Origin of the sequence: Candidatus Pantoea soli (assembly GCF_007833795.1) — a bacterium.
Lineage (GTDB): Bacteria > Pseudomonadota > Gammaproteobacteria > Enterobacterales > Enterobacteriaceae > Pantoea > Pantoea soli.
Genome location: NZ_CP032702.1, coordinates 2,860,273 through 2,881,677, shown reverse-complemented (window position 1 = coordinate 2,881,677; position 21,405 = coordinate 2,860,273). Strand labels below are relative to the sequence as shown.

General features: G+C 47.0%; 17 protein-coding genes. 7 read left to right on the top strand and 10 right to left on the bottom strand.

Features of this window, described 5'->3' with window-relative positions; translation table 11 throughout:
- Positions 1-105: 105 nt before the first annotated feature.
- The 4 genes from D8B20_RS13445 (at position 106) to D8B20_RS13430 (ending at position 2,538) form a co-directional block, all read left to right on the top strand.
- Positions 106-525, top strand: a complete 420-nt coding sequence (locus tag D8B20_RS13445) for a DUF2787 family protein (RefSeq protein ID WP_039079231.1) — start codon at positions 106-108, stop codon at positions 523-525.
- Positions 526-645: 120 nt separating this feature from the next.
- Complete coding sequence (locus tag D8B20_RS13440; RefSeq protein ID WP_145889329.1) at positions 646-1,107, top strand: hypothetical protein; 462 nt, start codon at positions 646-648, stop codon at positions 1,105-1,107.
- A 2-nt stretch (positions 1,108-1,109) separates the two neighbouring features.
- On the top strand, positions 1,110-1,562 hold the full coding sequence (radC, locus tag D8B20_RS13435; protein ID WP_145889328.1) for a RadC family protein: 453 nt from the start codon (positions 1,110-1,112) through the stop codon (positions 1,560-1,562).
- A 46-nt stretch (positions 1,563-1,608) separates the two neighbouring features.
- Positions 1,609-2,538 (top strand): tyrosine-type recombinase/integrase, encoded by a 930-nt coding sequence (locus D8B20_RS13430; protein WP_145889327.1) that lies wholly within the window; start codon positions 1,609-1,611, stop codon positions 2,536-2,538.
- Between the two features lie 25 nt (positions 2,539-2,563).
- On the opposite strand, the gene D8B20_RS13425 is transcribed toward D8B20_RS13430, so the two are convergent.
- From D8B20_RS13425 to D8B20_RS13415, 4 genes are all read right to left on the bottom strand, one after another.
- Positions 2,564-3,043 carry a hypothetical protein gene (locus tag D8B20_RS13425; RefSeq protein ID WP_261388029.1) on the bottom strand — a complete coding sequence of 160 codons (480 nt, stop codon included), beginning with the start codon at positions 3,041-3,043 and terminating at the stop codon, positions 2,564-2,566.
- 2 nt (positions 3,044-3,045) lie between these two features.
- Positions 3,046-3,471, bottom strand: coding sequence for a hypothetical protein (locus D8B20_RS21835; RefSeq protein WP_261388028.1), 426 nt, complete (start codon positions 3,469-3,471; stop codon positions 3,046-3,048).
- Positions 3,468-3,767, bottom strand: a complete 300-nt coding sequence (locus D8B20_RS21830) for a hypothetical protein (RefSeq protein ID WP_261388027.1) — start codon at positions 3,765-3,767, stop codon at positions 3,468-3,470. The genes D8B20_RS21835 and D8B20_RS21830 overlap by 4 nt, the downstream gene beginning before the upstream one ends.
- A gap of 172 nt (positions 3,768-3,939) precedes the next feature.
- Positions 3,940-4,467, bottom strand: a complete 528-nt coding sequence (locus D8B20_RS13415) for a hypothetical protein (protein ID WP_145889326.1) — start codon at positions 4,465-4,467, stop codon at positions 3,940-3,942.
- Between the two features lie 264 nt (positions 4,468-4,731).
- On the opposite strand from D8B20_RS13415, the gene D8B20_RS13410 reads away from it, so the two are divergent.
- The 3 genes from D8B20_RS13410 (at position 4,732) to D8B20_RS13400 (ending at position 7,589) form a co-directional block, all read left to right on the top strand.
- Positions 4,732-4,938 carry a helix-turn-helix transcriptional regulator gene (locus D8B20_RS13410; RefSeq protein ID WP_145889325.1) on the top strand — a complete coding sequence of 69 codons (207 nt, stop codon included), beginning with the start codon at positions 4,732-4,734 and terminating at the stop codon, positions 4,936-4,938.
- Positions 4,935-5,807, top strand: a complete 873-nt coding sequence (locus D8B20_RS13405; protein WP_145889324.1) for a hypothetical protein — start codon at positions 4,935-4,937, stop codon at positions 5,805-5,807. The genes D8B20_RS13410 and D8B20_RS13405 overlap by 4 nt, the downstream gene beginning before the upstream one ends.
- Positions 5,808-5,972: 165 nt before the next feature.
- On the top strand, positions 5,973-7,589 hold the full coding sequence (locus tag D8B20_RS13400) for a DUF927 domain-containing protein (RefSeq protein WP_186454377.1): 1,617 nt from the start codon (positions 5,973-5,975) through the stop codon (positions 7,587-7,589).
- Between the two features lie 74 nt (positions 7,590-7,663).
- Here the strand turns inward: D8B20_RS13400 and brxL are convergent, their stop codons facing one another.
- The 6 genes from brxL to D8B20_RS13370 all read right to left on the bottom strand — a co-directional run bounded on the left by brxL (position 7,664) and on the right by D8B20_RS13370 (position 21,095).
- Entirely contained in the window at positions 7,664-9,751 is a 2,088-nt protein-coding gene (brxL, locus tag D8B20_RS13395; RefSeq protein WP_145889322.1) for a protease Lon-related BREX system protein BrxL, read from the bottom strand.
- 10 nt (positions 9,752-9,761) lie between these two features.
- Positions 9,762-12,359 (bottom strand): BREX-1 system phosphatase PglZ type A, encoded by a 2,598-nt coding sequence (gene pglZ / locus D8B20_RS13390; RefSeq protein ID WP_145889321.1) that lies wholly within the window; start codon positions 12,357-12,359, stop codon positions 9,762-9,764.
- 196 nt (positions 12,360-12,555) lie between these two features.
- Positions 12,556-16,197 (bottom strand): BREX-1 system adenine-specific DNA-methyltransferase PglX, encoded by a 3,642-nt coding sequence (gene pglX / locus D8B20_RS13385; RefSeq protein WP_145889320.1) that lies wholly within the window; start codon positions 16,195-16,197, stop codon positions 12,556-12,558.
- A 44-nt stretch (positions 16,198-16,241) separates the two neighbouring features.
- Positions 16,242-19,883, bottom strand: coding sequence for a BREX system P-loop protein BrxC (brxC, locus tag D8B20_RS13380; RefSeq protein ID WP_145889319.1), 3,642 nt, complete (start codon positions 19,881-19,883; stop codon positions 16,242-16,244).
- Between the two features lie 10 nt (positions 19,884-19,893).
- Entirely contained in the window at positions 19,894-20,496 is a 603-nt protein-coding gene (gene brxB, locus D8B20_RS13375) for a BREX-1 system protein BrxB (protein WP_110812234.1), read from the bottom strand.
- Positions 20,493-21,095: a DUF1819 family protein gene (locus D8B20_RS13370; protein ID WP_145890579.1), complete on the bottom strand. Its 603-nt coding sequence runs from the start codon at positions 21,093-21,095 to the stop codon at positions 20,493-20,495. Before D8B20_RS13370 ends, brxB begins: the two co-directional genes overlap by 4 nt.
- Between the last annotated feature and the right edge of the window lie 310 nt (positions 21,096-21,405).

Below are 21,405 nucleotides of genomic sequence, written 5' to 3'. Positions count from 1 at the left end.
TCCCTTCTGGCGGGAGGACGTCCATCGTCTGAAAATTCAGTATGGGTTAGGTTTAATTAGTATTTGTGTCATCAGCCCAAACGCATATTTACCGGAATAAATACAATGAATATTATCCGTCAGGAAGGGCTGTCCATGCCCGTAAGTCAGGAACTCATTAATATTATACTGGCTGAACTCAGTAAAAAGCCGCCAGTTAAACCGAATATTCGTGCTGTCACATTGCTGTTCAAAGATATCAATTACAGCGCTGAAAATGGTGGGTTTCATCCGGTCGAAATAAGGCTTATCTCCCGCAATGATGAATGGTATTTCGACTACATTACTGACTTCAAATATATGGGAACAGATCCGGAGCTCGAAAAGGAAATCGATATCAGCTGGAGCCAGCGCTATGTCTTCCTGTCCTATGCCGGTGATTTACCCCCAGGGGAAGGGCGCGACATTTTTGCGCTCTGGCAGAGAAACTTCGTTCATTACCACTTCCTGAATATCTACACCCTCACCGTTATGTGGGAAAGCTAATCCCGCCACACTGACAGCTAATTATTGATGGAGACATTATCTGTGACTGCTAACAGAGGGATACACGCGTCTGTACAGGGAGAGCTTGACTGTCTTTGCGGTGCGTACTGTGTGGTGAATATGCTGAGCTGGCTGTATGACGGTCGGGTGAAACGAAAACCACTCATGAACCGACTTCTTCTGGCCTATCAGCAACGCTGGCCTTTGCATGAATGGCTGACCGAAGGGATAGATGAAAACCGGCTCGACTGGCTGATTGCGCAGGTACTCCGGAAAGGTCACTACCACCGCCAGTTTCCGGTCCAAATCAGCAAACCTTTCGAGGGAAGTCGCGGCCTTGTGGAAGGGCGGGTTTTCAGTGAAATGAGGCGGTTTCTGGCGGTCACAGACCACTCCCGCCTGATTATGCTCAGCGACCAGTTTCACTGGTCCCTTGTCACCAGAATGGACGAAGAAACGCTCTGGTTCTTCGACAGCAACGGGCGAACCTCCATGCCCCGCAAAGCCTTCTCCTTACGTGCTGGCGCGACCCGCCGCCAGCTGTTTCCCGAAGCCATTTACTTCATCGAACGGGAGTTCTGAACATGACGACGTTTACCCTGCGTGAAACCCGCATCCTGGACCAGGCCCGCAACATTATCAGCCGGTGCTACCAGCGTGGCGTCCAGCTTTGCTCTCCTGATGATGTACGGCGGTGCGTGATGTATGAAATGGCCCTGCTGGAGCATGAGGAGTTTGGCATCATCCTGCTCGATAACCAGCACCAGTTTCTGCATCGGGAAATGCTGTTCCGGGGCTCGTTAAATACGGTCAGCGTTCATCCCCGGGAGGTAATCAAGCAGGTACTCAGGCATAACGCCGCCGCTGTCATCCTTGTGCATAACCACCCCAGCGGCGAGGCTGAACCCAGCAAGTGCGATATCCAGATAACTAAGCGGCTGCAGGAGCTACTGCAAATGCTGGATGTGCGGTTGCTGGACCACTTTATTGTGGCCGGGGCTGAGACGGTGTCACTGGCTGAACGAGGGCTGGTGTGATGCAGACAGTTACCTGGTTTAATACATGTTATAGCAGGTTAAACGCATGAGAAGGGCTGCGCTGCGCCAGGTCTCGCCGGTAGTGGAAACCATGCTGGATGCCTATATCAGCGGTCTTGCCCCGTCGGGACGGCGGGGTATCACCAGCCTGTTAAACCGTAGTGCCAGCATACTCAAACGCGGTGCGGATGCGGCCAGTTATCCCTGGGAGCAACTTAGCTTCGCCGCTGTAGCTAAAGTACGTGCGGCACTGCTGGATGGCGGTTACGCCGTGTCATCGGTCAACATGGCACTGTCAGCACTCCGGGGCATTGCGCAGACGGCCTTTAACCTCAATTGCCTGGAGGCGGACACCCTTGCCCGTATCCGCGCAGTTAAGCGCGTCAATGGCGATAACCAGCGTAAGGGCAGGGCACTCAGCCGGGAGGAGGTTCGTGCACTTGTTCAGGCCGCTAAACGGCATCCGCAACGTATCCGCTGCTGTCGTGATGTCGCCATTGTAATGGCCCTATGCGGTGCGGGTTTGCGGGCCGGGGAACTGGTCAGCCTTGAACGCCGGGACTATGACAATGGCATCCTTACAGTGAGGCAGGGGAAGGGGCGTAAATACCGTGAGATACACGTGGCGGCAGCGGTAGATAAAGCCATCCGCGCATGGATTACAGCCAGTGGCGCGAAAGAGGCCGGGGATGCCTTGTTTAACCGTATTCAGCGCAACGGCAGGGTTGCCAGCCAGCCGCTGACAACGACCGGTTTAACCGGCATCCTGGAGCAGTTACAGCAGAACTCTGGCATAGCGCGTTTTACACCTCATGACATGCGCAGGACTTTCATTACGCGCTTGTTAGAACAGGGCGTGGATATTAACACTGTACGCCAGCTGGCAGGGCATAGTGACATATCCACGACTACTCGCTATGACTGCCGTGGGGATAAGGTAAAAGTCAGAGCCAGCCGACGCATTCAGTGCTACTAGAACACTCCCTTCTCTTACTCAATAATTAGCGGCTACCGTCGAAGCGAGCAGGTGCGGGACTGGCGGTGATTTTGATGTAATGCTTCAATGCCGGTGGACGCGAAACGCCCCGTGGATCGCCGATGAACGGGAGTTTCATAAAGGGCATCGCTGGTATTTCAACCCGCCATGTTGTATCACCAATAAAGCTGAATTCAACTGCATTAGGTTGTATGTTCAGGTCCGTAAACGATCCTGTCAGATATGCGCCACCCAACGTCAGTATCTCTTTCACACCCTCATTCAGATCGAGCAGTGCTATTTTAAGCGCTTCTTCATAGGGAACGTCATCGGTAAGAAATAACAGCAGCCGTTTATCATCAACCTGAACAGCAGCTTCTATCACCTGTACAGGAACCATAATGCCCGTACCTTTTCCTCCAATCAGGACTTCATATTTTCCCATTGATGTCGATGTAGGTTCTTCCCTGAGCTGAAGTGTAACGTTGTCCAGTAGATTAAACATAGTTAGTCCCAGAATCCGCTGATTTCCCATGCGGCAATAGCACCGCCAACAAAAGCACCAATAACCACGCAGACAGGTGCGCCAGGACCACACATCAGCCCCGCCAGCGCTCCTCCACCCCACGCACCTGCAATCCCGGCGCTACTGATGGCAAGTTGCCGTTGAGTTTCGAGAACTCTGTCCTCAGCTTCATAGATCTGGTAAACAGCTACTGCAAGCGAAAGGAATATCAATCCGCGTCCGGCACCGGACAAACGCTGCATTTTAATATTTACTTCATGGTTGGACTTGCCGGCCGATTGCACCACGGCGCTGTAAACCGCGTTTTTCTGTGAAACAGAAAGATTATTAAAGTTAACTTTGTCGCCGTACACCGCCTTTGTTTTATAGGCTATCAGTTCATTCAGCGTCTTGCCCTGAGCCTTCATTTTTGCGCCAGTGCTTTGCCTACAGGTGTACTTCGGTAGCGGATGAGCTCCATCAGAAGGTTACGCGTCTGGTTCGCTTCTTCTGCCGCTTTTTCCCAGCTAATGATGCCGCGTGAAGCTTTGTCGTAAAGATCATCAGACATAGCTTTGATGCGGCGTGAGTACTCAAGTCTGAGCTTTGGATCAACATACAATACGCCCGAAGCAGCGTTCACATCGCCCTGTAGCGTTGCGATTGCCTGGTCTAGCTTTTTCTTTCCTTCACCATCAAGAGATGCAAGTAAAGCAGTATCCATAGCGCTTTCACCTTGTATGTGTAGATCTAAAAATAGTAGCAACGAAGCGATGGATTTGAAATGGCTTATGGGAGACTATCAAATGCCAGGAAATCTCAAACTACAGTCATTCCTTGTCCCCCAAGGGATTCGCACGTGTTCTTCGCTTTTTGAGCTGGTTGTCCTAGCCGTTCTAACGACTGCTACGGACTCCTGGAGCTCTTTTTCTCTGGGATCGTTTGTTCAACTTATCTAAATATTGTCTTAGAAGTTCGCCAGGCTGTGACCCATCCGCAAATAGCACGCGGACATCTCTTTTTTCCCAACGCGATATTTTGAAATTAATAGCGGTCAACGGTTTTGTTGAATACAGATCATCAGGAGTGGGATAACCAGCTTGATTTAAATAAGCAACGATCTCTGTAAGAGATTTGCCCTTGTCCTTCATTGTCGTAATCCGCTGAAAGATGTCATACAGTGCTTGTGCTTTAACCGTTTTCGGTGGCGGCAAAGCATCATAGATAGGGGGCATCGCACGCGATTTCTCCAGAATATTGTAAGTAGCTTCAATGCAATAACTTAATGTCTGGTTTAATGGGTCTCCGCTCTTTTTCCCTTCTCTAGCCCATTCCGGATAAAGCACAGAAGCGATAAATTGCAGCTTTCGTAGCGAATCTGCTCCAATCTTAGGGTAAATTGGGATTAAATCCTTTTCCTGCATGTAACTTATCCTTTCTGTAGATGATCATATCTGTTTATTCGTTAATGAATACTCTGCATCGCCCACCAAGAAGTTGGAAGAAAAAAATACTCGATATTATGTGATGCAAATCACAAAACGTTGATATTTTTTTAGGGCCAATAATTCGAGCCTTCAATAGGCAAACGATTGCTAATAGAAGGGTTTGAAACTCCTTTCTTTTTAATTACAGGAGTGTCTCAAAACCATGCCGTAGGATCTTCCTGTCAGATTTCAGGAGGAACCATGGCAATAAAACGCTTGTTGAAAATTCACGAGGTTTTGCACCGTTGCAGCATATCAAGATCGTCACTTTATCGCTTGATGGCTAAAGGATACTTCCCATCCCAGGTTCTATTATCACCCGAAGGACGCGGAGTCGGTTGGCTTGAAGAAGATATTGAAGGCTGGATCGCCAGTCGTAAACCTGTCAATGAGGTGAAGTTTAAATGAAAACATACAGGAATTATCCACGTAATGTTACAACCCAAATGGCCTTCCGCCCAGAACTGGAAAAGCTGGCAAAGAAGATCCGTGAGGTAATGCCGAACTTCGAAACGAAAGAAGATGCTCTAAAAGAAAATGCAATACGCGTGGGTACGTTACGTTCAGCTGGCCGGAAACTTGACAAGAAAGTTTGCCAACAACTGGCTGACAAACTGGAAAGTTGTTCTCCGGAAGAGCCATGCGGAAGTATGGCATGCAGTATTTGCCAGCATATTCGTCGATTAATTCATATTCCTGGATGGCAATCTTATATCGAAGAGCATCAGGATGAGTATGTTGCTGTAACGCTTATTTCTTACGTAGATATGGTACCAAATAAAAAATTATTAGGCTGGGATTTCGATGCGATGAAAGAGCGTTATCGTAAGGCTATTTCTCGTATCGGATTTAGCTTGCCAGTTATTGGTGGTTTCGAAATGGACTACCACAACTACAGCCACGCTCCAGAAACGAGTCACTGGATGCCACATTTCCATCTATTGGTTCCCAATGAACCAGAAAAAATTGAGAGGCTGCATCACTACATGCTGAGGGGTAAAAATCTGCATGCTCGTAATGGACGCAAGAATCGACCTTTCAGGAAAGATCGTATTGATAACCCAGTTCGAGCATTGAGTTACTGCATATCAGGAATATGGATGGAGCACGTATGGTTTCGTAACGAAGAAAAGGAGGTGAAGAAACGCCGTAACCCAATACGTATAAGCGATGAGCGTATTTTTGCCAAATCACTTGTGAAGCTTGATCGCATGAGCGATGGACAACTCACATTTGGGGTAAATGTCCAGGCTATGCGGAAGAAGATATCAAGTTGATGCCACTAACTCGCTGGTTAGACGCATCGGGAGCATGAGCTGAGCCTATTATACGCATAACACTGTTTAGTTTTTATCTAACCTGGCAATGTAATTAGAAATAGCAATCATCAAAAGTGATTTGGTGATTGGCGTGTTTTCCCCAAAAATAATTAGGATATGATAATGACGGTAAGAAAGAATTTACCTGTGCGGTTGATTGCGCTTTCTGAAATGAAATCTAATATACATTCCTATCGTATAGTGAAGGTTAAAAATTGTTATAGTAATAAATTTCGGACAATTTTAATTCCTTCGCGGTTGGTTTATGATAAGCGAAAACTTATAGAGGTATTACTCAATAACGGGCTTGCTGCGGATCTCGACGTGAAAGAAATGAACGAAGTATTTGATGAGATAAAGCGTACCCCAAATATCTCTGTTCCGCTGCTAATTCGTCCTGGTTTTTTCGAGCAAAAAGGCGAATTATGTTATGCAACAGGAAATGGAAAAATTATTGGTGATTATGAGGGGTTATCACCGAGACCTTACCCCGAAACTAAATCATTTAAAAATGACTGGCATCGTAAAGGTCGTCTGGTGGAATGGCAAGATAATGTTGCAACCGCTGCTATTCATAGCCCTCAGATTATGTTGTCATTATGTAGCTCCATTGCCGGTTTTTGTACCTTTTATATAAATATAGAATCAGGAGGTTTCCACATATATGGTGATAGTTCTAAAGGAAAAAGCACAGCTGTAATGGTTGCAGCTTCTGTTTATGGTGGAAGCGAATATGTTAGTGACTGGAATACAACAGAAGCTGCATTTGAAGAGTTAGCTGAATCCCGCAATCATTCCTTAGTTCTGCTGGACGAACTTGTTATGATTGATACAAGTGCTAAGGATTCTGCGCAAAAAAGGCAAAAGCTTGTTTATGCATTGGCATCCGGCCACGGAAAAGCGCGTTCAGGTAGCTATCAATCAAACAAAGCAGAATGGCGGCTTACTGTAGTCAGTAATGGCGAAAGTGCAATGGAACAGCACGCACTTGAGGGTGGTCAGAACAGGAAAAATGGAGAAAAGGCACGTCTGGTGGATGTTCCGGCAGACAGCGGCTACGGGATGGGGCTTTTCAGAACTATACCTGATGATCTATCTCCAAGCACGTATGCTGAAAGTATCATTGAGGCATGCGGACTTTATCATGGAATTGCTGGACCACTGTTTGTCAAAAAACTTCTTAGGAAAGATAAGTCTGTAGTTACTGCACTGCTTGAGGAACGAATGCAGCGTTTTTTAAATGCTATGAAAGTTGACGGTAATAATGGTCTGGAAAAGCGAATAGCTAAGCGTTTTGCATTTTCTTTCGCCGCTGGAAGTCTTGCTGCAAAATTTAAAATATTTCCATTTGGTGATGATGTAATCATGGAGGCAATCGCTTTTTGCTATATGAAAGCAGTTAGCGATGGCTCTGTTTTAAATGATTTTTTTAGCGAGAGATTGGAGTTTGAATTAAAAAATGCAACTTTCCAACCTTGTTACGAAAACTTGGATTCCAACGATTTAAACGATAAAAATGTTATTGAATATGAATTCAAAAATAAGAAGGATGATAGTAAAATAAAAGTACTGGCGGTAAAGGCGTCTTTCTTTAAAGAAAACCTTTTAGTTTCTTATGATTTGGCGATCTCTATCCTGAAAAAGCAAGGAAAGTTGCTACCAGATGCCTCGGGAAAGGCTACGCGACAAATAAATCACAAAGGTAGGAACTTAAAAAGGCGTTATTGTCTCATTATGTAAAATACCAGAAGAATTTTTATATTTTGATATGCCATCCGAGATTTTATATTGGATGGCATATCATTTTAACTGTTTTAATTAACACCCAAAGCTTTATATACCGCATCAACCGGGTCTGAGTAAAAGCTGACCTGGAACTTCGTAAATAGCTCTGTTGGCACTGTAGGGATGTCCATTGCTGATGCCATAGGTAGCAATACGCGCTTCGCGCCGCTATCAAATGCCACCTGAAGGCATGCGGCCAGATCCTGCACCGGGTTAATTACACCGCCAAGCGTCATGTTACCCAGCACCACCATTTGTTCTTGGACAGGTTTAGCCAGCAACACTGAACAGAAAGCAATCAGTGCCGCAAGGCTGGTTGATATGCTTGGGCCGGTACTATGGAGTTCCACAGCATGCAGATGATATTCATGGTCCGAGAATTTTGCACTGGCACTGATACGGCTTAGATTTCCTTTGAAATAATCAAAGCCCACGCGGATAGCTTCTTTAGCGGCTGTGTTTGAACCAATCCCGGAAACCGAATGTTTACCATTTCCGGCGGTCATCTGTGTTTCGAATCGATACAGCCCGGTCATGTTACTTTCGGCCTGGGTAACCAAGTGGACAACGCCGGGTTTTGGCATACCCGCAGGGATGAGCTCACTGCCACCTTGTTCCGGCACGCTAACAAAAAACTCTTCCAGCGTTTCGTTATCGATATAGCTAAAGTTCACATCAAAAAATTCCAGCCCACCCAGTTTTTTAAGCTGTTCTTTGACGCGACGGCGGGCTTCCAGCGCGTATGTAAGGCAAACACGCACGTCCTCTTTGCTATAACTGCCGTGAGGATGGAGTAGCTTGAGTAATCCCGAAACGGTACGGCGGACGGCGATCACATCACGTTGATTAAGGTTGTTACCCAGTTTAAAGAATTTATCAATTGCATCGGAAAAGCTGCGCTTACGCATCTCCCGCATATATTCAGCGAGATAATCGGTAATCAGCCCGTAGCGATTGGTAAAGAATTCCGGGCGCATTTTCGGGATCTCCCAGCCAGGAATATAGGCATGGAAGCGATCGAAAAATGCGGTATCGATCATTGCTGCCGGGAACGGAGCCAGCAGATGACTGGTTTTAACCAGCGTATCTACGCTCTGGTTGATATTACCGACAAACACCATAGAAGCTTTGCCTTCGATGGAATCTCTGCCACGGGAAAAAGAACCGGATGCCATGTAATCTTTCATGATTTGCACGCCGTCCCGGTCTTTAAAAGTGATCCCGGCGACTTCATCGAATGCGACGACATCCCACATGCCCACTAAACCTACCTGCCGGCTGGCCATGTTATAGAACAGGTTGGCTACGGTCGTTTGCCCACCGGAAACCAGCAATGAGTTTGGCGAACATTCTTTATAAATATGGCTTTTACCTGTGCCGCGAGGTCCAAGCTCACAAACGTTGTAGTTATTTTCTACAAAAGGGATCATGCGGGTGATCAGGTGCCACTTTGTTCGCTGCTCAATGTTGGCAGGCTCCATACCCACTGAACGTAGCAGCACGTCGATCCACTGATCGCAACTAAAGTGAGTCCGCGCGTTGAAGACTTCATCCATATCCATATTGGGCATCTGGATAGGTTTCAGTGTCATCAGTGAGAAAGGCGAAGTTTTTTGCCCTTCCTCGAAGTAATAGTTAACGGTGATCATGCACCAGATACCGCCAGTCAGCAGTTTCTCGTTATCTTTGACCATCTGGGAAGGGACCAGCGCATCTTTAATGCCAAGGTTGGAAAGCTGGGCTTCGTAAACATCTTTCTTCTGGTTCAGTCTTACTGAAACTTTGTCGATGATTTTGTAAGAGCCACGCTCGCGGATCAGTGATTTCACCTTCTCCGCTTCATCCGGGCGAACATAGTTATCAGAAAGGATACGCTTAACGTTCTGCAAACCTTGCTCAACAATACTGTCATCATCGGATGCGCAATACATACCGAGCAGGTACTCCAGTACGTAGACGGGGACGTTCGCTCCTTCTTTGAGTTGCTTCGTCAGATCCTTACGTACCACACGCCCCCGAAAATGCTGGTTCAGTAATGCATCCAGGTCTTGCCCTTCGGTTGAGACGAGTTCCCCTTCGGATACGGCTGGAATGGGTAAATCATTATGGTTTTGCATATCGCCTCACTTAAAAGAAATCATCCTGAAACGCCAGATCGATAATGACAGGGTACTTCTGATAACCGGTTTCGGTTTGCGCATCTTCCAGCATCAGCCAGTACTGATTCCGCCGATTAAAGTTCGCGCCGATTAGCTTTAACGTGACATCGCGCACTCGTTTGTCCATGGCGTCGTTATCACTGTCGAAGCTCACTTTCTCTTTACCCGACACGACATTATTTGCTTCATCAACGATAAAGATATTTAACGTTCGGGGTTCGTAAAATTCACCAACAGGATGTGTCTGAAGCAGGCTCACTTTATCAATATTGTTCACCAGCTTGATCACGGGATGGTAAGCAACAATATCGACCGGGCGACGCTGCGGTTGTTTTTCTGCGGCTGTTTTTTGCAACGCTTTTACCTGAAGCACAGGGACGCAGACTTCCTGCAACATGGCACCACCGTGAACAAAACGCGCGCCGCCGGAAAAGTGGAAACGCTGCACGCCTTTTGGCAACAGGAATTCACTCTCATCCGCAACACCAGCGGTATCAGCCAGTTTACCTTTCCAGCAAAAATCGTCGGCAGGGAGCTGATGGCCGATAATAAAACGCTTGTGGTTTTTAATCGTATTTTCCGGCTTGATAGCCAGAGTCGTTTTATCCTGCGTGGAGAGCTGTTGTTGCTGGAACAAAAAGCCATGATCGGCGGTGACAATAATACGCGTGGCATGGAGACGGTTAATGACGCGGGTCACCAGATCTTTTAATTCGTCAACTGCGCTACGGCACGCTTCGAAAGTTTTCTCTTCCGTTGATGCACTGTCTCCCATCGCATCGATGGTGTTATGCCAGATGTAGACGACCTCAGCATCACGAATAATATCCCGGCCTTCCTGATTCTTCCATTTCAGCAGGTCGTCGGATTTTACCCCCATCCCTTTAAATTTTTTCAGGATAGTATCTCTGTTGGGTATGCCGGAAGTCGACAAGCCATCGGCATAAACAATATCGTTGTTACCTTTCTGGTAACTTAATTGCTCATGCGGCAGCAATGCCGCCATGCCTAACTGGGTATAGCTTGGTAATACGCCGGTCTGGGAACGCAACTCCGCGCTAAAGCGCTTCTCTTTATTGATCTGGTTGCTTAGCTCTTCGGCAACTTCATAACGCAGCGCATCTGAAATGATCACGAAGACACGCTTGATCTGCGGGTTATTAAATTGCGGTCTGACAACCTCTTTGTAAAAGTCCTGCTGCCGGGGAATGCCGGGAATGCGCCACTCCTGTATGCGTTTTTCAGCTTCCAGCACTTTATTCCAGCTGCGGCTCAGCTCCGCCAGATACCAGTTGGAATAGAGCGCTTCGATATAATCATCCAGGCTTTTAAGGATCATTGCGCCTTTACTGTGTACTAACAGCGCAGATTCGTTAAACAGGCGATAGGCCTGATCGAAGCGGAACAGCTCTTCACAATAGGCTTTCCAGAAGGTTGCGCTATCCGGATAGTGGAAACCATCAATATAGCGATTACGTAAATGCAACAGGCGCTCTGCCTGGCGCAGCGCATCGTAGATGGCGTAATACTCCTGCCGCGTCTGACACCAGTATTTGCTCTGGCGCTCGGAAAGTAATTTCTTAAAGGCTTCGCGATCCAGCGTGGTGCTCTCTTCCTGTAACTGGGTAACCAACGCACGGATAATCGTCTGCTCAATACTTTCTGTGGTTTCGCATTCATGCAGAACGTAGGGAGAGCTCTGACGATAGTGATCTTCGGGATGTAGTGCTTCTTGTATCCACCGGGCGCAGTAATCGTAGGCCGCTTTATAGCGACGGTCGGCGCGCCAGCTCACCATAAACGCTAATGCTGAGGCCCGGCCTGATGGTGTGAGCAGGACATTTTTCTCCAGCCATTCGCGCTGTTGCGGATCGGCCTGCGCAGACAGGTCGGTGCAAAATAATTTCAGGATCAGGTTTTCCAGTGACGGTTGTTCCGTCTGATAACCCAGCTCATCGTGCGCTATTTTCCATAATACACTGTCGAGATCGTGGCGCTTGAGCATCGCCTGGGTGTTTTCCAGCTCACTGTCGTCATCTTGTTGCTGGTTCACATACTGATTAATCAGGCTGAACAGGATATCCTCTGTTTTAAAGGATTTAGCTCCCGCAATGACAGCCAGCATTTTTTTATCCAGTGAATCTTCTGTTTCCTGTTCGGTGATCCACTGCTTCAGAGCCTGCGGGCGTTTGCCTTTAAAAAATGATTTACGACGTTGAATATGATCCCGCAGGCTAAGCTGCGGAATACCTAATGCATTAAGCGTAATCGCCGCAAAGTCGGCATGAAATTCCGTGCTGTAAAGTCGGATATCACGCAGCCAGTCAAGCTCCGGAGATGGTACATCATGCGGGAACCACAGCAGGAACTGCTGCTCAGGTTCGTCAATTTCAATACGTTTTTTAGTTGCCAGCTGCGAGGCGTTGCTTATATTGAGCAGAGTGACGTTTTCAAGCGCCAGTTGATCAAGCTCTTCAACAAAACGTTGGTCAGGATCGTGCCAGAAAACGATGCGATAGTCGGTGAATTTTGCTTTAATTCCGGCAATAAGTTCCTGATTTTGCAAGGTCACAATCCCATGTTGTTACAGTGAATCCAGTGTAGAAAAACAGAACTACGATGCGTACGAGTTCTGACTTTATATATGAGCGTTGGGTTTGTCTTTCATGACATCACGCATCAGCATTTTATCATGATCTGCTGCCAGGGTTGAGATGAATAAGTAAAGCACCACCGGTGGTATACCGATGGTGCAAGGGAGATTAGATAATTTCAGGTGCGTTACCGGTAATAGCTTTGACATCGGCTAACAGATCGCCAAATTTGCCGTAGTTAACCTTTACGCCATCATCCAGATCGAGGGTGATGCGCATATCAGCGTAGTGGCGTAAGCGGTCATCGAAGCTTCGCAGTTCGTTAAACTTCTTGTTTAAGCTATCGCGTTCGCGCTTCAGCCGCGTCGCTTCGCCACCGGAAGATGTGTCGATCTGCTCATTCAGACGATCGATATTCGCCTGATAACGCGCCAGAAGTGGCACTACGTACTCGGTACGCATTCTCGCCAGCGTCGCGTCATTATAACGATGCAGATAGACCAGGCACTCAAACGCTTTTTCTTTACCGGAGCTAAACAGCCAATAGATCGGGCGTTTTTTATACATCTTCAGATGATCTTTCCAGAACTGTGTGGAAAGGTAACGACGAATGGTATCCAATGCAGATTCGCCTTTTTTGGGGCTGATGGCATACAAACAGAGGCTTTCGGCAATAAATTCGAGGTTTTCCTGCAGGTGTTCTTCGCCCCAAACGGTAAGGACAAACTCTTTAACGCGGGAGGTCACATCGTCGTCAAACCAGGCATCATCCATTAGCGGCAGTATACCATCGTCATCAGCGGGGAAGGTTTTGTATGCACCTTCGGCGACAAGATCGGCAAAGCCTTGGTTGCCTTCGTGAGCATAGATCAGGCCTTCGCGATCGAGGGAGTAGCGACCCATCATGCAGCCGATGGAGTAAGAAATAATCTCAACAGTATTATCCGAAACTAAGCGGGAATTTAATTCGGCATCATTAAGGTTTTCGCCGTATCTATAATAAGGATTGGATAGAAGTGTAATATCACTCTTATCTATAGAAACACCAATTTCTTCTTGTAATGAATATTGTTCAACAAATAAGTAATTGTTTTCTTCCTCTAGATAAATACATTTTTTCATTATTTTGTCAGCTTGGTCTCTCCAAGCCAAGTATTCATTTTTCATCGATGGGCATTGTGTTTTATGACAAACGATGTGGCCTTTATAATCCCAAGATAGCTCATGCGAGTCCCAGTCTTTTTTATATATATCTAATATTTCTTTTGTGTTATTTTTTATTTCTTCTTCTTTGCTTTTTTGCAGCGAGATGAAAGGTATTCGTGAGATATCTCCGATGTTAAAATTCATTGTGGGGCATAAAAATGACAGGAATGACTGAGCGACCTTAGAGTTCATATAGGCAAGTAGTATTAGGTTGTCTTTTGAAAAGGCCATAGGCCCCTTTCCTTCAAATATTCCATATTCATCATGATACCTCATAGAGAATTTTCCGGAAGAAATGTCATTCCAAGTTAACCCCGGCTGAAAGTAGTGGTTAGGGTTTCTTATAACTGCACCTGGATAATTTTTTAGATCTGCACCATTATTTTCCCAATTGATAATATTTATTTTATTCCCAAACCAACGACGAAACTCTCCACCTTTAGTAAGTGGATACCATTTTTTTTGACTGGATATGTTTTTTTTCTTTTCAGTGTTTATTTTGCTGTAAGATACTTCATACCAGTTTCTTAGAAATAAATCATTATTTCCTGTTGATAAGCCTTTTTTTGCTTGAGCAATTTTACCAAAAGGCTTGCCATTTAAGAACATGTTTTTGAATGAGTCTTTAATCCAATAAGCTATTGGATTTCCAGGTATTTTTTTGAGCTCAATTGTGTTTGAACTTTTCAAGCGATCATTTTTTATTGGGAATGATTTTGGGAATCCTTTTTCATTTATGTCATCGTTTTCAATATATGAAAACGACCCATTATAAGCTGGAATATAATTTTTTCGAAAAACTGTCGCGTTTGTTCCAAAGGCAATTTTCATCACGCCATTGCTCATATGTACCATCGTCTCAATAGTGTAATTATCAAGAATATTTGCACGCATGTTTTCAAAACTGGAAAGGAACATCCATGAATGCATTGTCACCATTGAGTTGAAACCAGCTTTTTTTAACCATAGGAAACCACGCTCAATAAACATCGCAAACAAATCAGATTTACTATTCGGGAAATTGTTTCTGGCGAAATCTTTTAGTTCGCTGTTCATTCCCTTACTACCCATATACGGCGGGTTCGCCACTACCGCATCATAGCGTTGTGCCAGTATCCACGCTTGCTGAATATACGGAATAAATGCCTTCGCCGCTGCCCTTTGCTGAATATCGCCTTCCTGCTCCAGTCGATAGAGAGCATCCAAAAAGGTTTTCAGTTCTGCTTCTTCCTCATGCGGCACCTGAATAAGCGACCCCAGCGTTTTGGCATGGACAAATAATTTCAGTGTGCGCATCAGCAGCTGATATTCCGGGCTGTCTGTATGCGCCAGCTCGGTATTGTCGGCAAACATATCGCCGATAGTGCCGGTCTGGCTTTGCTGATGAAAGTTCAGCTGCTGCCACAGTTTAGCGATATCCAGATGCAGGCTCTCCTGCAGGGAGAGAATATTCAGTCTTACCTCGCGAGAGAATATCCGGCGGTCATCCTGACGCGCCATCATCATTAAGGCAAAGCCGGAAAGCTGGGCGGCGCGATCGTCGATATCAAGGCCGAAGATATTATTTTCCAGGATCAGCTGCGGAATATCACGCCCACGGTAACCGCGCTCTTCATAAATATTTTTCAGCACATTGTAGGCTTCAATAAGAATATGTCCGGAGCCGCAGGCCGGGTCGATTACTTTGATGCTTTCCGGTTCAATACTGGACGGGGTAATCGTTGCCAGCTGCGCCAGAACTTCCGGCGTTTGTTCCGCAGGCTCAATATAGTAAGCCATTTTGCTTTTCAGCGGCGAATCCGGGTAGGTCTGTAACCACTGGCGACCGACAGAGTTCTGCACCAGATACTGCACGATCCAGTTCGGCGTAAACAGCTGGGTGGCGGCAGGGATATCTTCGCTTTTTACCACCTTGCCGATAACCGCATCTTTTTTCTCGGAGATATAGAACTGATACAGCCAGCCGATCACTTCGACCTGATCCCAGTCTTCTGGCGGGATATCGTCCACCAGATTACGCAAGATAGAGTCGGTACGGGTCAGGTTATCCGGCAGCAGCAGTTCAGCTTCATCGTCAACTGCCTCAAACAAAAACGGCATGGCGCGATGCAGCGCATGGCACTGGCCCAGCAGTAGCTCGCGATAAAGGTCCTCATCCTGATTACCGGAAAGTTTCATCTCTACCAGACGTGCTTTGTCGAGCCCCAGGCTTTCGGCCACTTCCGGCACATGATCCAGCACCTCAAAACCCGTTGGGTTATCAGGGTGGGATAATACGTGGAAACCGTGATCGAGATAGCCGTGCCGTTCCATATAACGGATTGCGCACAGGCGGTTAAACCAGGTATAGGCGCTGCGCTCGACCAGCACATCAAAACCCTGTTCGCGTGCGCATTTCGCCAGTTTTTCACGGCGGGGGAGGGATGATTTGTGATAGTCAAACTGCCCGTAACGCACCGTCTCGCCAATGATTTCAGCATCAACAACCTGTAAGTGACCTTTTTTATCTATGGTGATACCCAGCGTCGTGAGCTTATCGATCACCGCATCACGGAATTGATTACGTGCCTTCGGGGCATATTTTTTGATGTTATTGGTGTTCATAGAAAATCCTGCAAAGGGCAGCAGGACGCTGCCCTGAAATGGGTTTACTGAAGGCGAATACGATCGCCAGCTTCAATGGTTGCCAGCAGCGTTTTACGCAGCGTTTCCAGGGCTTTTTCGACCTGTTCGGCCGTTTCCAGCACCTCGCTACCCGTCGCTTTGCGCATTTCACCCGATACATTTACCAGGTGAGTTTTCTTCGGCACCGGCTGGATAGCGGCTGGTTTCTCAGCGGTATAGGGTTGCTGCGGTTCAGCTGCATGTTTCGCCTCATTTGCCGCGCGCAGCTGTGCTTGCTGTTTTTTGCGTAGCTCATCGATCCACTGGTTGACCTGTTTGTCCGCTTCCGTTTGTAACGCAATAGTTTCATGCTGTTCGGCAAGGATTTCAGGAATGGAGTGATTCTCTTCTGCACGCTTACGCGCTTTTTGCATCGGCAACAGAACGCGGTTTTGCAGCTCCGCAGTGGCATGCGCTTCAAGCAACCGCTGGCGGGTTTCTTCAATACGCGTATCGATACGCTCTAATGCATGCATGCGGTGCTGTTCAACAAGCTGTTGGTTAACACGCTGCACCTGCTCAATAAGCGGCGTAATACGGTTCAGATGTTTATAGGGCTCTGGCATCTGCCAGATGCTTTCCAGCTCAGTGAGTGCTTTTAACGCATCAGCATCTTTTTCCAGCGCGCTACGGTTGGATTTAAAGCTGCCCTGTAATGCGGCTCCCAGCTTCTGCCAGGTGTTAAACTGCTTGCGGTAGAAGTCGACTAGGTCTTCACGATCTTCACTGAAATCCAATAGTGCATCAGCCTGGGTCGTGACCTTTTCAACCAGCGCGAAGTCTTCTTTCTCATTCAGTATCGAGTTGAGCAGACGCAGGCCTTCATCAATCTCCTGTTTGCCTGGGTTGTTGCCCCCTTCGGCTTTGGCTTTGAAAACATCCAGCTCTTGTTTCCATGCACCTAGCACAGAACGAATATGTTCAACCAGCGCCGGTTCTTCACGTTCATTAAACGGCTGTTGGGCCACGTCCGCCATGATTTTGGCGGCTTTGAGGATCTGCGCTTCATCGTGGCGGCGAATTTTATGCAGACGTAGCTCGCTATGGCGGCGGCTGTTATTAAAGAGATCCCACGCCTGTTTTAATTCGAGATTGTTATTCTGCTGGCTGAAGCTGATTTTGCGTTTTTGCGCCAGTCGGGCCACCAGCAGTTTAACTTCATCTTCTGGCCAGCCATAAGGGCGACGCGCAAAATGGTTGAGCACATCACGCAGGTAAACCGGCTTGTGGTAATCAATACCCATACTGATCCAGTTTTCCACTTCGCGCAGGGCGTCGCGATTGGATTCTTCCATCTCGCCCAGATTCAGCTCCGTATCATTTTCCACCGTCAGAAAGGCATGGATCTCACGGTTAATATCGCCGTTAAAGGGGTGCAGCATTTTCAACTTGCCGAACGTGTTTTCAATCACATACCGGTAAGCTTCATCCACAATACTGTTTGGCGTGGAGGATTTTTTCGGTAAGCGTTCACCAATCGCCCACAGTTCCGCCTCAGCCAGCAGGGACTCTATCTGTACACGTAACATTTTTTCACGCGCGTTATTTTCGCGTGCTTTCTCAGACAGCAGGCTGGCTTGCTCAGGACGTTGACCCGCATTGTCTTTGAGGAATTTCTCCGTCTGCACAACGAGATCGATGTCAGTCCAGACGCGGGAATCTTCAGGCAGACGAATCAATACACAACCATTTCCTTCTGCGGTATACGGGCGGCAGGCTGCATCACTGCTGTAAAAATCATACGTAGGATCTTTAGGTGTAATAATCTTCACCACCAGATCGTTAAGCATTGCGCCGTCTAGCGGGTGACCGTTGAGGAAACGGCTAATATCGAAGTCTTGCCTGTTTTCCGGGTAGCGGTAGCGCTTATTCTTCAGAATGTCATCAAAGATGATTGATGCGAGCTTTTTATTGATCGCTGAAAAATCCACTTCAACGTTGCGGATTTCGTTTTCAATCTCTTTCTCTTCGTTGGTCAGGAAGACATATTTATCTTCCACACGGGCAATCAACATCTCCCGTTCCAGCTTATTCAGGCTATTCTCAACGCGACGGCGCAGCTCAACCTTGTCGGTATCAATCTTATCAATTGAGAGCGTAACCAGGTTATCGAGAGTACTTTTCAGCACATCGACATAACGGATCAGGAACAACGTTTTCAGCAGGTTACCATCAAACTCGTCAAGCACGCCATTTTGACAGGCCTGGGTAATGGTCCGGCTTACCGCCGGTTCCAGGAAACTTTCAATGGCTGCGTAGAAGCGCCAGAACGGCACTAGGGAGTCGAGACCTTGTATGGAAATTTGCTGGGCTGCAGTCTGGAAAGCTTCCAGTTGCGAACGTTCACCCATTGCTAACTGTTTGCCGGCAGCACCTTTGGTGCGGATGGACTCAAATACTTTTTGCAGAATCTGGTAATGCCACGGGACAAACGGGTAGTTATCAATAAACTCTTCTTCACTGGTATACGGGCGCAGCGAAGCTGTTGTCGTTGGATCAAACGCCAGCTGGTTACGCAAAATATCGCCTTTCTCCTGCCACACTTTCGCCAGCGCAGCTTTTGCCGCATCGGTTTTTACCAGCAAACGTTTCTGGATAACTTCCGAGGTGTTGGAACTGGAAAGCTGCAAACGTGTGGAGAAACGGCCCTGAATTTTAGAGAAATCTTGCCCGTCGCGACTGCTCATACCGCCAATGGCTGCATTGATATCTGCCTGCGAGGTAACAATCACCCACGCGCGCCCGCCGCAGATCACACCGAGGTTTTCGGTAATGGTCTGCAACTTAAGCATCATCTGTGTGTTTTTACCGATGAACTGGCCGACTTCATCCACCATAAAGAGAAGGTTTTTACCGTTCTCATCCAGCCACTCTTTTACCCACTGGCAAAAATTATTGATATCCAGCGGGAAATTTTTATCCAGCTGTTCAACCCACTGGCGTGAGGCATCAATACTTTGTCCGGTTGCCTGACTTAAGGCCTCAGCCATCTCATCGCTTATGAAGTAGTAAGAGTCGCGCTCATCTTCCCAGCTCGAGCCGTTGATCTTTAGAAAAGCTTCTTTAAACGTTTTGTACTGACCGCGTTTATCCAGCTCGCGCTCAAGATGAGCAATATGCGGGAAGTCTGCGCAATAACCGACGCGCTCGTTAAACACTTTCAGGAAGACTTTAAGGATGGCGTCTTCTTTATCATCGACATTGGCGCGGGAATCGATATTGAACAGGATGACTTCGGTAGGGTGATGCACTGCTTTATTGATATCAGCCAGAAACAGCGCATCTTTGATTTTGTCTGCGAAGAAGGAGTAGGCATCGCGTTCTGAGCCATCGTGGTTGACTTTTCTGTTAGACAGCAAATACGAAAGAATCTTGATAAAGTGTGACTTACCGGAGCCGAAGAAGCCTGAAACCCATACGCCAATTTTATTCTCCATTCGAATACGCTCCGGGCCTGTTGCCGGAACATATGATTCGAAGAAGTGGCGCAGGTGGCCTTCTAACTCGCGGGTAATAACGTATTCATCAAGCTCTATCCACGCGCTGGCATCATCTGTCTGTTCGGCTTTTACGACGCCATTAATGTTACGTTTTAATGGTTTTTCAAAAATCTGTTCAATATCCATGCTGTGCTCTTCAATGAGGATTCAATGTTGCCGCTGGTCCATGCTCGGGCACCAGTCTGAAGGCGCGATAATAATTACGTGAATCAATACCTGCTAAAGGAGAAAGGTCATAGCCGCTGTAAGTGCCAGGGTAGAACATCAATAAAGGAGTGAAACCCATAACATCCTGCAATGCGCTCATCAGTTCATGCCCACGAACTAACGGCCAGGCATTCCCCATACCGGTAAGAATGACGAATTCCTGTGCAGGAAGATCGACTTTCTGGGCAATATAATCGGCAATTTTTTTCTGATTAAGTGGGCCGGCAAGCTGCTTTTTCAGAGCCTCCGGGCCGACTTTCACTTCTTGCTGACAAACGCGTTCAAACAATCCGCGCTCGGTCAACATATCGATAATGACCTGAAAAACATTAAGGTGCGTAAAGTGGTGATCCTTTTCCAGGTTACGCAGCAGGTATTTCAGATGCTCACGAACCTGCAGTTCATACTGCGCAGGGTAATCAAAGATCCAGAAACCAATCTCATTACCTGAGCCATTATTTTTAAGAAAACGATCTTCCTCAATGCGGCTCTGAATCTGTGAAAGGCGGTAGTCAAGAACGGGATCGATCACCGTTTACCCTCCAGAATAGAAATCAAATCCTGTTGCCCAAGGCGTTGCAGCACTTCTTTAGTTTCCGGCAATAAAAAAAGTGGCTGCAGATTGCGACGGCGCGGTGTATCGAGATAACCCACCTCAGCAAGCGCTTTCACAAGATTGTTACCCATTTTAGTAATGGATGAGTCTGAGTAACTGGTAAGCACTGGGTACTGGCGTATGTGGTTAGTAACAAATTCACTCCAGCTATCACTTGGCAATTTCTCTTTAAATTGCCTGCGCAGGTCATTCACCGTTTCGTCCAGAAAATCTTTCACTATTGGAGAGTGCAATATCAGGGCGATAAACAGTAGTTGAACACGTTCCCGCTCACTCCCTTCCGCAATCAACCTCCATGCGCCTTTATCCAGCATCATCAAGCGCAACCGGATCGTGGTTGCATAACGTTTTGCAGTATTAGAGGAGGAAGCCTGAAGGATGTTCTGCTCAACGATCTGTTGTTGCCAGCTGTTTTCATCCGGGTCGGACAACATCAGTTCCGCAATGACACGACTCTCCTTGCTCATCAGCGGCCCGCCCAGCAGGTCCCCAATCCATTTTTTGTCGTTATTCATCATTATCATTACCCCCAGAAAACTGCAAACCAGCCCGCAAAAAACAAAGAGAGATTGTAATGGTTAGGCGGGGGGATGTCATGGTGTGAATAGCAAGGAAACTACAGAGATTGACTGGCATTTTTAGCCATCAGGCACAGGAAAAGTCAAAAGATGTGCTGCTCATTATACGAAATTTTTATCGTTAAAAAGGTCTGAACCAGTGCGGAGCACCCTGGTGGTTTTGCTCACACTCTGTTGTCAGAGAAGCAGCGTTTACCGAAGTCGTTACCAGGGGCATGCAGTTCTCTGTCATCGTTGATATAATGTA

Excerpts from the sequence above, each read along its gene's own strand:
- D8B20_RS13445 (WP_039079231.1), top strand. The coding sequence starts at position 106 with ATGAATATTATCCGTCAGGAAGGGCTGTCCATGCCCGTAAGTCAGGAA.
- D8B20_RS13410 (WP_145889325.1), top strand. The coding sequence starts at position 4,732 with ATGGCAATAAAACGCTTGTTGAAAATTCACGAGGTTTTGCACCGTTGC.
- D8B20_RS21830 (WP_261388027.1), bottom strand. The coding sequence starts at position 3,767 with ATGGATACTGCTTTACTTGCATCTCTTGATGGTGAAGGAAAGAAAAAG.
- D8B20_RS13405 (WP_145889324.1), top strand. The coding sequence starts at position 4,935 with ATGAAAACATACAGGAATTATCCACGTAATGTTACAACCCAAATGGCC.
- pglX (WP_145889320.1), bottom strand. The coding sequence starts at position 16,197 with ATGAACACCAATAACATCAAAAAATATGCCCCGAAGGCACGTAATCAA.
- radC (WP_145889328.1), top strand. The coding sequence starts at position 1,110 with ATGACGACGTTTACCCTGCGTGAAACCCGCATCCTGGACCAGGCCCGC.
- brxC (WP_145889319.1), bottom strand. The coding sequence starts at position 19,883 with ATGGATATTGAACAGATTTTTGAAAAACCATTAAAACGTAACATTAAT.
- D8B20_RS13370 (WP_145890579.1), bottom strand. The coding sequence starts at position 21,095 with ATGAATAACGACAAAAAATGGATTGGGGACCTGCTGGGCGGGCCGCTG.
- D8B20_RS13440 (WP_145889329.1), top strand. The coding sequence starts at position 646 with ATGCTGAGCTGGCTGTATGACGGTCGGGTGAAACGAAAACCACTCATG.
- D8B20_RS13400 (WP_186454377.1), top strand. The coding sequence starts at position 5,973 with ATGACGGTAAGAAAGAATTTACCTGTGCGGTTGATTGCGCTTTCTGAA.
- D8B20_RS13430 (WP_145889327.1), top strand. The coding sequence starts at position 1,609 with ATGAGAAGGGCTGCGCTGCGCCAGGTCTCGCCGGTAGTGGAAACCATG.
- D8B20_RS13415 (WP_145889326.1), bottom strand. The coding sequence starts at position 4,467 with ATGCAGGAAAAGGATTTAATCCCAATTTACCCTAAGATTGGAGCAGAT.
- D8B20_RS13425 (WP_261388029.1), bottom strand. The coding sequence starts at position 3,043 with ATGTTTAATCTACTGGACAACGTTACACTTCAGCTCAGGGAAGAACCT.
- brxL (WP_145889322.1), bottom strand. The coding sequence starts at position 9,751 with ATGCAAAACCATAATGATTTACCCATTCCAGCCGTATCCGAAGGGGAA.
- D8B20_RS21835 (WP_261388028.1), bottom strand. The coding sequence starts at position 3,471 with ATGAAGGCTCAGGGCAAGACGCTGAATGAACTGATAGCCTATAAAACA.